We start from the raw sequence: 11,268 nt of genomic DNA, 5'->3' as shown, positions 1-11,268 counted from the left end.
GCCGCCCATCAACCCAGTCCTGGCCTGCGGTTACAGGCTCATTTTCGCGCAGATAGGCTGGGTTTTCCAGAGTCTCCTTAGGCAGTCAAAATGTTAAATGGAAATAATATTGACAGAATTAAGTAGGCCGGCATGCGGAACAACATCGATCGCCTAGGTTGTGAACGGGTGCAGCAAGGGTCGAGCTGCGTTTGCGTTTCCAGGCTGATTGGGAGGGCCACTACCTGAGCTGAAACCTCCGGATCAGAAAGGGGCCCATAATTGTCCCTCGGCTAAATCCTGAGATGCGAGGGGATCTGGAAGACCCTGGGTGATCGCTAGGGCGCGTTTGTAAATGGCACTTGAAGTTGCGCCGGCAACCTCCATGGCGATGCGCATGTTCCGCCAGTAGTGCAGTGAGTCGTCTTGATTCATAGGAGCTGCTGCGGTTTCAGGCGCAAGCGGCCGCTCTGCCGCGGCGCCGGCTTGGCAGGCGGCAACCGAGGTTGATCTGCCCCTCGTCGACCAAGCGCCCCAACCGAAGCGCCAAGGCTTCCTCGTGGCGGGCAAAGCCACCCTGCTGGGAGGCGACCCAAGAGATCTCATGCTCCGTGATCACACCACTAGAGATGGACTCCAGAAAGACTTCCCCGACCGTCATGAGAGTGATGTAACGACTTCGTTACATCTTGCCGCGCCCAGTCTCGCTCCGTGGCTAGATCACGCCAGTGGCTCCTTGCGTTTCCGCTGCGTTGTGGTGCTCCAGCCAGGCGTTTTGTAGGTCAGATCTGGTGAGCCGATAGCCCAGCTGGCGGGCGGTGTGCAGCAGTTCCTGGCGGCTACGGCACTGATGCAGGACCTGCTGGAGCGTCGGGCTGGTTTCTGCATCGGCAACCATCCGCTCCAAATCAGACCAGCTCATCTACTCAAACCAGAGATGGGATCAACCTCGCGTGAACTGGAGCCTGCTGCCAGGTTCCCTGAGGCACATTGCGGCGCATTGTTGTAATGGTGCAGCGTTGCGAGCGCAGGAATGATCTGCTGAGAGCCCAACAAGCCCGTAGCAAGCAATCAGGTGGCGGCGTTTTGGGCTTGCAGTTGGGGATGCACTGGCGGCAATAACTGCACTGTTGATCTGCAGTGCTCAAGCACCAGGCGAGCCACGTTCAGGCCCGTGGCTGTCTCAAAGCCCTGAAAGCCTGGGGCGCTATTGACCTCGCAGATGCTGTAACCATCGCCATCAAACAGCATGTCGACACCTGCTATGTCGAGGTTCAAGGCGGCGGCTGAATCGCGCGCTAGTCGCTCCAGCTCTGGGTTAAGCGGAAATGCCTGCCCATCACCACCCCTACTGATGTTTGCCTTGAAACTGCCATCGGTGCTGCTGCGCAACATGGCACCAATGACCTGGCCGCCAATTACCCAGACCCGCAGGTCCTTTCCGGGTCTCGTACCGATGTACTGCTGCAAGATCAGGCTCTGGGAGCGATCCAGCCCGGAGACCAGCTCCATCAGGTCACGGAAGCTGGCTGGGTCACGGCTGAGCACAACCCCGTCGCCATAAGAGCCAACCAGCAGCTTGATGACACAGGGAAACCCAATCTGTTGGGCGACCAGATGGGGATCGACTGGAAAGCGCACCAACATGGTGCGTGGGATTGGCAAATTGCTCTGGGCGAGGATTTGGTGCGCGTAGAGCTTGTCCTTGACCGCCTCGATGGCGCTGCTGCGATTCACCACAGCCACACCCAGGTGCTCCAGCTGGCGCAGGATCGCTAATGAGAAGTAATCCGTGCCACTACCAGTGCGGGGCAGCAAGACATCGGGGAGTTGAACCTCAGCGCCGCAGCGCCGAATTGATCGCCGGCCACCACGGCTAACGATTAGATCGATTTCTTCTGGTGCGACGGTCTCAAAGCGTATGTCAAGAGAGCGCGCCTCCTCCCGCAACCGCGTCAGCTCAAAGGGCTCGACCATTCCGGTCGGTCGCTTTTGAAGCACCCAGAGATCCATTCCAGCCCCATCCACGAACTCACTTTTCTCGTGGCGAGGCCATGGCTACAAGCCTTTTCAGCACAGGGACACGCTGCAGGCGCAACAGGCAAAAGAGCAGTAGCTCTGCTACAGCAGAAGCATCCTTGATCCAATCCAAGCGGTGAACGTGATCGGCACGATGTCCTTCCAGTTCAAGCCCACCCCCACTGAAATATCCGCGTCGACCTGAGCACTCGCCATGGACGCACCCACACCTATTGCCCTGCCCTGTCCACTCTCTGCCGGCTGGGAAGTTGTCGAGCAGCGGCTGATCGAACCAAGCCAGGGGGGTGGCTTCTCGGCCGGGGCCTACCGCCCAGAAGTTGATGAGTTGTGGCTGCTGAGCGATGCTCCCCGCGGCAGCATCAGCCGCTGGCGTGGCTTCCGAGCCGGCGGACTGAAGGGTCTCGTGCCGCTGCCACCCCTACCGCTGAAGCAGCCGCAGCCCATGGACGGCGAAGGGCTGGTGGTTGAAGCCCAGCACTTTTGGGTAGCCACTGAGGGGCGGCTGCAACCTGCCCAACCCGCTGCGTTGCTCCGCTACGTCATGGCCGCAGGTTCGCTTCTGAGTAGCCGGGAGTTGCCGCAAGATTGGCGCCTCCAACCCAAGCGTGGACTGCGCAGCAATGGGGGCCCGGAGTCCCTGAGCCGTTCACCTGTAGACGGGGCCTTGCTGATGGCGGCTGAACAGCCCCTGCTGCAAGATCCACCTGATCGCGTACGGCTGCTGCGCTGGGCGCCCGATGCCAGCGGCGCCTTGCAACCTGCAGAGCTGCGCCCCTTGGCCCTGCCCCCTGGAGGTTGGGGGCTCACCGATCTGCTGGCCAGCAAGCAGGGACTGCTCGGTTTGTGGCGACGGTTTACGGCACCCGATCAGTGGCAGGCGCGACTGGTGCTGTATCCCGCCAGCGCCATCACAACCAACGCCACCAGCAACGATGAAGTCCCCCCCGTGGCACCACTGATCAGCTGGAATCTGCTGCAGCTCGGTCTTGCTCCAGATAACTGGGAAGTGTTGCTGGCGGCTCCGCCCCTTGGCGATGGCCGACCAAGCTTGCTGCTGGCGACCGACGACAACTTCAATCCCCTGCAACGATCACACCTTGCCCGGCTGGCGCCGCGCCAGCTGCCGGGCTGCTCAGGGCCACCCCAGCAATGAAACAGCAATGAATCGCTCCGCGCTCAAACGCCGCCAGCTGCTCGAATTACTGGGCATCGGTGCTGGCAGCAGCGCCGCTGCCATGCTGCTGCCGCAGCTTGAGGTGCGCAGTCGCGGCACGGCGGGGGATGCTGCCCTGCCCTTTGTGCCCGTGCGTGCACCTCTGCCCCTGCCTGCTGACGGGCTGAGTGCGGCAGACCAACGGCGCATCTATCGGACGTTCAACGTCGACGACAAACTGCTGGTTCCCGAGGGCTATCGCGCCGAGCTGATTGCTGTCTGGGGGGATCTTCTCGCCACGGGTCGCTTTGGCTTCAACAACGACTACCTGGCATTTCAGGCCCTGCCTGGCGGGAAGGCCTTGTTGAGTATCAACTTCGAATACATCAGCCCGCAGACCTGGTCGGCAGGTTTTTCAGAAGCCGTGGGCACCACTCTGCCGCTGGAGCCTTTGCAGCAGTCCCTGGCCAGCCGCGGCGGCAGCGTGGACGTGGCCAGCCTGGCTGCGAACGACCCGCTGCGTTCGCTGATCGAGGCCGTGGCCCGTGCTGCCATGGCTGATCTCGGCATCGGCGTGCTCGAGCTTGAGCAGGGGAGCTCAGGCTGGCGCCGCCTCGGCGGCAGTCGCTATGAGCGGCGCATCGATGGGCTCAGCGGGCTCAGCCAGCAGGAGCAGGCACTGCGCTGCAGCGGTCCGGCGGCGGCGGTGTTTCGCCACAGCCAGCCGCTTGGCTACCGCGACGGCCTGGGTGATCGGATCATCGGCACCTTTGCCAATTGCGCTGGCGGCACCACCCCCTGGGGCACCGTGCTGAGCGCTGAGGAAAACTTTCAGTCGCAGGTACCCGAGGCCGTCTATGCCGATGGCTCGGCGGCTTCCCCCGAGAAGCGGCCGTTCCGCTGGGACGGTTCACGCCTCGACGGGCTCGGCAATCCCTTTGGGCTGGCCGGCAACAAGTACGGCTGGATGGTGGAATTCGATCCCCGCGAGCCAAGCAAACCCGCGGTTAAGCACAGTCTTCTGGGCCGCTTTCGCCACGAAGCCGTTGCCGTTGTGGCGCGGTCCGGGGAGCCGCTGGTGGTGTATTCGGGTTGCGATCGCCATGGCGGGCACTTTTACCGCTTTGTAAGTGAGGGGCTCGTGCAAGACCCGCTCGATCGCACCAATTCGCGGCTGTTTGCAGCCGGGCGCCTGGAGGTGGCCCGTTTCAACGCAGAAGGCAGCGGCACCTGGATTGCCCTGGAGGCCACCACGGCGGTGCAGCCGCAACCCCCCAGTCATTACGAGCGCTTTGGCTGGGAGCAACCGGTCGTGTTGCCCCACAGCGACCGCCAGCGCAGCGGCAGTGAAGCGCTCAGCAGCGATTCCGCACTGCAGGCCTACTGCAGCCGCTACAAAAAACTTGGCGATCTTTACCCGTTGGGCGGCGATGACGTGCAGGCGCAGCTGCGGCAGCAGGGGGCGATCTTGATTGATGCCCATCTAGCCGCCAACGCTGCTGGTGCCACAGCCTGCCCCAGGCCAGAAGACACCGATATCGACCCGATCAACGGCGACCTGCTGATCGCTTTCACGGCGGCAGGCCGTGATGAAAGCGGCTGCAGTGATCCGGCGGTCTTCCGCGGCCCCAAAGGCGAATCCCTCTGGCCCCACGGTTGGGTGATGCGCCTGAGCGATGGCGGCGCTGGCCGAGGCGCCCGCTTCCGCTGGCGGATGGTGGCCGCTGGCGGCCTGCCCTGGGAGGGCGGGCTCGGTTTTAGCCATCCCGATAACCTCGCCTTCGACCCATCCGGCAACCTCTGGCTGGTGACCGATCGCTCTGGGGATGCGGACCTCGATGTGTTCGGCAACAACAGCTGCTGGCTGCTGCCCCGCGCAAGTGCAATGGCGGGACAGGCCCTCTGCTTTGCGATCGGTCCGGTGGGGTCTGAGCTGTGCGGGCCCTGCTTCGATACCGAGGGCCGCACTCTGTTTCTGGCGGTGCAGCACCCAGGCGAGGGCCAGGGTGTGCGCCAAGGCAAGGAGGTGGAAGCCCAAGCCCACAGCCTGGTCGATCGAAACGGTCAACGCTTCGAGCAGCTGCGCTGGGTGCCGCTGGGCTCTAACTGGCCCTCAGGCGTGCCAGGCCGGCCTCCCCGGCCAGGAGTGGTGGCGATCCGACGGCTGAACAACCAACCACTGATCGCTCCCTCGCCGTAGGCAGCTCGGATTGGGATCGTTAGCTCATGTGGGACTCAACATCGGCACAAACCCTCCCCCGGTGAGACCGTCGCTGGAATCCACTCCAAGCTCACCGTTCGCAAGCTCTTGGCATTCAGCCGCGGCATAAAGGTCATCGGGCTCCAATTTTCGGATGAAGGGCTGGTCAACGTCTCTCATGGGGGCCATCAACCGCGATCGGAACAGAACTGCGAAGTAAGGGCGATTTCTTAACCACAACCCTGCCCACTAGATGCAGCCTGGGCCGAGTTGATCCACAGCCTCACCAGCAATGGGAAAGCGCAGCGTTCAGGCCTACATCGAGGAAGTGCCCAGCTGGGAAGGGGGCGTCCGCTTGAGCGGCCCGCCGCTTTCGAGCATGCAATGGCTGGTATGGAGCCTCGCCACCGCTGGCAAATTCTTTGAGGGATTGATCGTCTTCATGGGGGGTATCGCCCTGCCCCTCATAGATAGCGAGTTCGCGATGACCAGCACCGACAAGGGTTTGGTCACCGCCGCCACCTTGGCGGGCATTCTGATCGGAGCCCTCTGCCTGGGTGGGTTGGCAGATCGCTTTGGCCGCAAGCCTGTTTTCATCGGTGAAATGGTGCTTCTGGCGGGGGCACTGATCGCCGCAGCCTTCAGCCCCAGCGCCCACACCCTCGTGGCCGCGCTGTTTGTGATCGGTGTTGCCCTTGGCGCCGACTACCCAACAGCTCACCTGGTGATCTCTGAAAGCATCCCAGCATCGGTGCGAGGCCGGCTGGTGCTGGGAGCCTTCAGCTTCCAAGCGCTAGGAGCCGTTCTGGGCACTGCGATCGCCGCGGTGGTGCTGGACAGCAAACCCGAACTAAGCACCTGGCGCATTTTTTATCTCATCCCGGTAGTGCCGGTGCTGCTTGTGGTGTGGGGGCGCTTGTTCCTGCCTGAGAGCAGCCACTGGCTGGTGAGTAAAGGCAACGTCAAAAAAGCGGAAAAACAGCTACGCAAATTACTGGGCCGCAAAGACGTTGATCTGCTCGATCTCGAGATCGCCGAAGAAGGGCACATCGAACGCAGCACCGACTGGCGTCAGCTGTTCACAGGCAAGTTGCAGCGCGCCACAATCCTGGCTTCAGTGCCCTGGTTTCTCCAGGACCTCTCCACTTACGGCATTGGCATTTTTACGCCGGTGATCATCGCCGCTGCCTTCGGTGCTGAGGCCAAGGAACACACCGTTGCGGCCATCATTCACAACGACCTACTAGGCGCTCGCGGAACCGCACTGGTTGATGTCGGATTTCTAGTAGGAATCGCCTGTGCAATCGCCTTGGCTGATCGCTGGGGACGGATCCCGCTGCAGATTCTGGGCTTTGTGGGCTGCGCTGCAGGCCTACTCATCGCAGCACTCGGCAATCTGGGTAACCACACCAATGTGGTGGTGATCGTGGCGGGCTTCGTGCTGTTCCAATTCATGACCAACCTGGGGCCGAATTCCCAGACCTATTTACTGGCCGGCGAGGTGTTTCCAACCAGGGTGCGCGGACTTGGCGCTGGCTTAGCGGCCGCCATCGGCAAAGCTGGCGCAGTACTGACAGCCTTTCTTTTTCCCACCCTCTTGGCCGAGTGGGGCACCGAGCGACTGCTCCCCCTCCTAGCAATCACTTCCCTGGTGGGTGCGGTCATCACCTGGATCTACCGGATCGAAACCACAGGTATCGACATCGACGCCATTTGATCCTTGATGGCCGATCGAATCATGGTTGCTCAACGCACCCCCCGATGTCTTGTTCAAGGGCAACAGCAATTGCCGGGAAAGATGCTGTAACGAATGGCCGGCTGGGCTCGATGCCCTGAAGCAATCCTGGCGCTGCAACTCACCCAGGGACAACTGGCTCACGGCAGGCTCCCCTTGCTGCCCTGAATACCGCAGCAGCCACAGGCCATCAAAGTCGTCGTCCCTGATCCTCGGCATCCGTGACCAGCCCAATCCTCGAGCCAGCTCTGGCAGATGCCGATGCTCCCAGGCCATCACCACCGTGCCGCCGCAAACTCGGGAGCTACCACCAGCTCCCGTCCAATGTTTTCAGAGCGCTCTGCGGCATTGGGAAAGACCCGAATATTCCGCCCCGTGAACACAGCCAGAGGACCGAGCGTTTGATAAGTTCTGGCACTCTTTCCTGATCTGTCATCAAAGCTGTAACTAGCCAAATGCAAGGGCCCCTCTGGCACGACACACGCCATCAGCATGCGTCCTATTGGAGGCCATGAACTAGCCCCATTCTTGAAAGGTTGTAGTTGCTCTGCTGGTCAGCTGGGCTGTAATTGTGACCACGCCGTAATAACACCACTAGTTGGGGTAAAGCCTGAACTGGCATCACCATCGCAACCGGCAGGATTACCACGCATATCAGCGACCACCGCCGCCTCAATTGATGCTGCCAAGCCATCAATCGGAAAGCAATGGCAGGCCAGCCGGGGGAGCAACCAATAACCGCTGAAGTTCATCGGCTAGTTGTTGTTTGAAGCTTCTCCATTCGGGGGATTTGATCACATCTCTGCTGATCGCCAGGGCCAGCCTCTGACTGGCCTCCACATCACTGGGGTAGTGCACACCGCCAGCATGTCGTAGGGAATCACCTCCTCGAGGCTTGTCTTACCCTCGCTCAGCTGGCCTCAGCGGTATTGATCGCGGCCAGGCGAGGATCACGAGCGTGGTGCCATCCAGCCTGTAGACGAGTGTGCCGTTGCTGCTGGGCTCTGCGGTCAGCGGGGATTACACAGGCGATCCAGGCGAGACTCGCTCAAATGCAAGCGCTGTGGTCCTGGCCCTGGGAAATTGCAGCGGAGCTTGACAGCGGCATAGCAGAGGCAAAGGATTAGGCCCGCAAGCGTTCACAATGAACAAAAACCAAGACAGCCACAAGTGTCTTGCGGTCACTTCCGCTAGTGCCGCAGCGGGATACTGCTTTGACGGGCGGGTGCTCTGTGTTGGCGTCTTGATGACTGGGATTCCAGATGCAATGGCGGTATTCATCGTTGGTCACCCGCAATGGGATCAGTACAGGCTGATGCAGCCCGCAGTGGTCAAGCACTACCTAGATGGATTGTTTCGCGGACCAAACCAAGGGCTCGGTGAGCCGGAAGCGCTATCAAGATGAGGCCATGAAACAGCTATCCGGCAAAAGCAAACCGAAGTGGCTGGTGCTGGCCAGTCAAATGCTGGCCGGGACCGTTTTTGTTGCCATGACCATCAGCGTTCTTCCGGCGCTGCTGCTGATGTCGCTTGTGATGGCCTTGCTGCTGATACCTGTCTTGAGGCAGGTTCGCAAGGAGGCAGAACAGTCTGGAATTGAACTGAATTCACCTCCAAAAAACATGGTCAATGTCACACCTTTACATCGCCGCTTGCAACAAGACCTCTTGAAATATCTTGGCCTTATACGTTAACTTTAGGGGGTGCTGCCGGGGCCAGTCCTGACTGCTTTATGGAGAGATCACGAGCATGGGCTCATACTTTGAGAGACATTTCTTCCTGGCTGCAACGCCGAAACATGTAGCCTTTGCCTCGCGTTGTAAGAATAAGCTCGGGAGCCTCTACGTCCTCCTCCACTTTTGCGCGCAGTCGTGATATGTGAACGTCTACAACTCGACTATCATTAGATTTTGTGGGCCTATACCCCCAAACCTGCTCGAGGATGTCAAGTCGGCTGACTGACTCACCCGCTCGCTTAATCAATAGCTCTAGCAGGCTGAATTCCATTCCCGTAAGACGGATGCGCTCATCACCGCGATAGGCTTTGCGGCGCGTTAGATCAACCCTGAAATTCCCTACAATCAGCCAATGACTGCTTGCAGGCTTTCGGTCAGCGCCATTATTTATTTGCTTGCCGCTGAGAAGCAATGGAGAGCTTCTTCTCAGCACACAGCGAATACGTAGCTCAAGCTCTTTGGGGCTAAATGGCTTGAGTATGTAATCATCGGCGCCAAGCTTTAGTCCAGTGAGGCGGTCGCCTACATCACCCAAAGAAGTGAGCAAAATAATCGGCACTTCTGATTGAGCTCGGATCCGCTCGGTCACAGCGAAACCATCAAGCTCTGGCATCATCACGTCAAGAACAAGTGCATCCGGCTCAAAACTGCGGAAGAGTTCAAGCGCCTGCATCCCATTGACTGCCGCAGCCACCTCAAAGCCAGCTAGACGCAGCCGCGTTTCCAATATGCGCCTGATGTTCGACTCGTCATCGGCGATCAATATTCGGATGGTATTGGTACGACGTTCTGGGGTCAAGACACACCAAGCGCCGCAAGATGGGGCAAGACTTAGGAGGAATCTCCGTTGATCGCGGATTGCGAACAAGAATCGTCACATAAGCACCTGCCCTATCCGCCGCTCCTTGCTCTTACTCCTAACGGCTCAAAGCCTCAGTCATTAGTTGCTGCATCACCCTCGGCGTGAGCAGACCTAATCAGCCCACCAGCTGGAGGTGCCGGCTGCTGAACAGCTCGCCGGTGCAGTTCACCGGCAGTAACGACGAGCGCCCAGCTCGGTACCAGGCATCTACCAAGGCAGCGCTGGAACGGGCGTAGAGCTCTCCAGCCAAGATCCAGAGCTCGTCATGCAGCACCTGCGTCTGATCTGGTGTGCCTACGTACCAAGGCGACTCAGGATCCTGTGACAGCTCCTCATGGAGCAGCAGGAGTCCCTCTAGTACGCAGTTTGCGAGTTCAGGCGTCATCGGCTTTGCTGGCCCTACCTTGCGGTGCGGCTACCCAAGAACGTCTATCCACGCACACCAAGGTGCGCCAGATCAAGCACTGGCCCCTACGGGTTGCGCCGCAGGACGAAACGGGGCTGGCAAGGGAAGGCCACCTGTTGGGTGAATGAGCACCTCCGCGGCACCAGGGTCCCGGTGGCGGCTGTCTCCGAAAACAACCAAGACGGGATCTCCGTGCCGGACCTTGTGCATCGACCACCGGATAGGGGGTGATCAGCCGGGCTTGTCGGTGCCATCAGCCCTGCTGCTGCCCAGTTGAGCCTCCAAGTGGGCCGGAAGATGTGAATTGGTGTTAAGTTCAGATGAGCGAGCGGTTTTCCGCCCCGCATCTACTTACTGCTTTCCTGCAAAGCCTCTCGGCTCTAGCCCGGCAAGCTCTTCCCCAATCCGTTCTCATGACAACCACTATTCAGCAGCGCCAAGGCGCTTCTGCGTGGAACCAGTTTTGCGACTGGGTCACCTCCACCAACAACCGCCTCTATGTGGGCTGGTTCGGTGTGCTGATGATCCCCTGCCTACTGGCTGCCACCATCTGCTTCATCGTGGCCTTCATCGCCGCGCCCCCTGTCGACATCGACGGCATCCGTGAGCCCGTAGCTGGCTCCCTGATGTACGGCAACAACATCATCTCCGGTGCTGTTGTTCCTTCCAGCAACGCCATCGGCCTGCACTTCTATCCCATCTGGGAAGCCGCCAGCCTCGATGAGTGGCTCTACAACGGTGGTCCTTTCCAGCTGGTGGTCTTCCACTTCCTGATCGGCATCTACGCCTACATGGGACGCGAGTGGGAGCTTTCCTACCGCTTGGGCATGCGCCCCTGGATCTGCGTCGCCTACAGCGCTCCTGTGGCCGCAGCATCTGCCGTGTTCCTTGTCTATCCCTTCGGTCAAGGCTCCTTCTCGGACGCCATGCCCCTTGGCATCTCCGGCACCTTTAACTACATGCTCGTGTTCCAGGCTGAGCACAACATCCTGATGCACCCCTTCCACATGCTGGGAGTGGCTGGTGTCTTCGGTGGCAGCCTGTTCTCCGCCATGCACGGTTCACTGGTTACCTCCTCGCTGGTTCGTGAAACCACCGAGCGCCAGAGCCACACCTCCGGCTGCACGTCCGCCCCACTCGAGGGCCCCTCCATCATC

General features: G+C 60.2%; 11 protein-coding genes. 6 read left to right on the top strand and 5 right to left on the bottom strand.

Features of this window, described 5'->3' with window-relative positions; translation table 11 throughout:
• Positions 1 to 430: 430 nt before the first annotated feature.
• The 3 genes from C7K55_RS13135 to C7K55_RS13125 form a co-directional block, all read right to left on the bottom strand.
• Positions 431 to 640: a hypothetical protein gene (locus tag C7K55_RS13135; protein WP_106633175.1), complete on the bottom strand. Its 210-nt coding sequence runs from the start codon at positions 638 to 640 to the stop codon at positions 431 to 433.
• 54 nt (positions 641 to 694) lie between these two features.
• Positions 695 to 901 (bottom strand): Nif11-like leader peptide family natural product precursor, encoded by a 207-nt coding sequence (locus C7K55_RS13130; RefSeq protein WP_106633174.1) that lies wholly within the window; start codon positions 899 to 901, stop codon positions 695 to 697.
• 149 nt (positions 902 to 1,050) lie between these two features.
• A complete protein-coding gene (locus C7K55_RS13125; RefSeq protein ID WP_106633173.1) occupies positions 1,051 to 1,992 on the bottom strand; it encodes an ATP-grasp domain-containing protein in 942 nt (313 codons plus the stop codon).
• A 220-nt stretch (positions 1,993 to 2,212) separates the two neighbouring features.
• Between C7K55_RS13125 and C7K55_RS13120 the strand changes: the two genes are divergently transcribed.
• The 5 genes from C7K55_RS13120 (at position 2,213) to C7K55_RS13100 (ending at position 8,801) form a co-directional block, all read left to right on the top strand.
• Positions 2,213 to 3,172, top strand: coding sequence for an esterase-like activity of phytase family protein (locus tag C7K55_RS13120; protein WP_106633172.1), 960 nt, complete (start codon positions 2,213 to 2,215; stop codon positions 3,170 to 3,172).
• A 7-nt stretch (positions 3,173 to 3,179) separates the two neighbouring features.
• Positions 3,180 to 5,372 carry a PhoX family protein gene (locus C7K55_RS13115; protein WP_106633176.1) on the top strand — a complete coding sequence of 731 codons (2,193 nt, stop codon included), beginning with the start codon at positions 3,180 to 3,182 and terminating at the stop codon, positions 5,370 to 5,372.
• Between the two features lie 292 nt (positions 5,373 to 5,664).
• Positions 5,665 to 7,089, top strand: a complete 1,425-nt coding sequence (locus C7K55_RS13110) for an MFS transporter (protein ID WP_106633171.1) — start codon at positions 5,665 to 5,667, stop codon at positions 7,087 to 7,089.
• A gap of 1,162 nt (positions 7,090 to 8,251) precedes the next feature.
• Positions 8,252 to 8,512, top strand: coding sequence for a DUF2811 domain-containing protein (locus C7K55_RS14265; protein WP_106633170.1), 261 nt, complete (start codon positions 8,252 to 8,254; stop codon positions 8,510 to 8,512).
• Positions 8,513 to 8,516: 4 nt separating this feature from the next.
• The gene (locus C7K55_RS13100; RefSeq protein WP_106633169.1) at positions 8,517 to 8,801 is read left to right on the top strand and encodes a hypothetical protein; all 285 of its coding nucleotides are present in this window, start codon (positions 8,517 to 8,519) and stop codon (positions 8,799 to 8,801) included.
• 61 nt (positions 8,802 to 8,862) lie between these two features.
• Here the strand turns inward: C7K55_RS13100 and C7K55_RS13095 are convergent, their stop codons facing one another.
• Both C7K55_RS13095 and C7K55_RS13090 read right to left on the bottom strand, forming a co-directional pair.
• The gene (locus tag C7K55_RS13095; protein WP_106633168.1) at positions 8,863 to 9,642 is read right to left on the bottom strand and encodes a response regulator; all 780 of its coding nucleotides are present in this window, start codon (positions 9,640 to 9,642) and stop codon (positions 8,863 to 8,865) included.
• A gap of 178 nt (positions 9,643 to 9,820) precedes the next feature.
• A complete protein-coding gene (locus C7K55_RS13090) occupies positions 9,821 to 10,090 on the bottom strand; it encodes a hypothetical protein (protein WP_106633167.1) in 270 nt (89 codons plus the stop codon).
• Between the two features lie 434 nt (positions 10,091 to 10,524).
• Between C7K55_RS13090 and C7K55_RS13085 the strand changes: the two genes are divergently transcribed.
• On the top strand, positions 10,525 to 11,268 hold a 744-nt coding region (locus C7K55_RS13085; RefSeq protein WP_479415238.1), incomplete at its 3' end, for a photosynthetic reaction center family protein.

Origin of the sequence: Cyanobium usitatum str. Tous, from assembly GCF_003011885.1 — a bacterium.
Classification (GTDB): domain Bacteria; phylum Cyanobacteriota; class Cyanobacteriia; order PCC-6307; family Cyanobiaceae; genus Cyanobium_A; species Cyanobium_A usitatum.
Note: the sequence above shows the minus strand (reverse complement) of the source record. Positions and strands in the feature narration are given on the sequence as shown.

Excerpts from the sequence above, each read along its gene's own strand:
- C7K55_RS13135 (WP_106633175.1), bottom strand. The coding sequence starts at position 640 with ATGACGGTCGGGGAAGTCTTTCTGGAGTCCATCTCTAGTGGTGTGATC.
- C7K55_RS13130 (WP_106633174.1), bottom strand. The coding sequence starts at position 901 with ATGAGCTGGTCTGATTTGGAGCGGATGGTTGCCGATGCAGAAACCAGC.
- C7K55_RS13125 (WP_106633173.1), bottom strand. The coding sequence starts at position 1,992 with ATGGATCTCTGGGTGCTTCAAAAGCGACCGACCGGAATGGTCGAGCCC.
- C7K55_RS13120 (WP_106633172.1), top strand. The coding sequence starts at position 2,213 with ATGGACGCACCCACACCTATTGCCCTGCCCTGTCCACTCTCTGCCGGC.
- C7K55_RS13115 (WP_106633176.1), top strand. The coding sequence starts at position 3,180 with ATGAATCGCTCCGCGCTCAAACGCCGCCAGCTGCTCGAATTACTGGGC.
- C7K55_RS13110 (WP_106633171.1), top strand. The coding sequence starts at position 5,665 with ATGGGAAAGCGCAGCGTTCAGGCCTACATCGAGGAAGTGCCCAGCTGG.
- C7K55_RS14265 (WP_106633170.1), top strand. The coding sequence starts at position 8,252 with ATGAACAAAAACCAAGACAGCCACAAGTGTCTTGCGGTCACTTCCGCT.
- C7K55_RS13100 (WP_106633169.1), top strand. The coding sequence starts at position 8,517 with ATGAAACAGCTATCCGGCAAAAGCAAACCGAAGTGGCTGGTGCTGGCC.
- C7K55_RS13090 (WP_106633167.1), bottom strand. The coding sequence starts at position 10,090 with ATGACGCCTGAACTCGCAAACTGCGTACTAGAGGGACTCCTGCTGCTC.